The 647-nt window shown below is 35.1% G+C and carries 1 protein-coding gene; it reads left to right on the top strand.

Translation table 11 applies throughout. From position 1 onward, the window contains the following. Positions 1-2: 2 nt before the first annotated feature. Positions 3-647, top strand: a 645-nt coding sequence (locus CCZ01_RS09985; protein WP_258437186.1) for a hypothetical protein, incomplete at its 3' end; no start/stop codon positions are given.

Here is a 647-nt window from a genome sequence, read left to right on the forward strand (position 1 = left end):
AAATATTTAGACTCTGTGAGCAATTAGCAAAACTACTTGGAGACAAAGAAGCTATTGCTGATTTAAGTTATTTATATGGGCGACACCCTGAAATGTTTAAGAATATGCAAGAAGTCTCTAGCGTAATTGCAGAAGTAGTAAAAGAGCCTGAAATAATTGTTGATGCAAATAGAGATAATAAAGATTACAAAGTCATTAAAGCAGTGAAAGTTCTAAATCATGAAAAAATGGCTGATGTAGTTATAAAAAATGAAAGCGGAACAAATGAGATATTTCATACAAACAAAAAAAGAATAAAGGAATTTGAAAGATTACAAAGACAAGTTGAAACAGGTGGTAGGGACGCCCACTTCCTACACCCTGATTTAAAATCAGCTTGGGCTGGTTTAGGTAAACATTCACCTGCTAAAGAAAATCTGTTGCAGGTAGAGACCCCAACACTCTCTACACACCAACTTAATGGATTGGAGCTAATGGATAAAAATTCATCTGGTGCAAATGCACTTTCTGCAACCACCACTATTATACCACAAACTACAAATCAATATCAATCCACAGAAGATCCAATCCTACAAAGAGCCTTAGAACTCCAAACAAAACAGCAAAAAGGAGAGCTAGAAAACTTCTTTACACATCAAGAAGGCAAT

The sequence above is a fragment of the Helicobacter monodelphidis genome (assembly GCF_003288845.1).
Taxonomy (GTDB): domain Bacteria; phylum Campylobacterota; class Campylobacteria; order Campylobacterales; family Helicobacteraceae; genus NHYN01.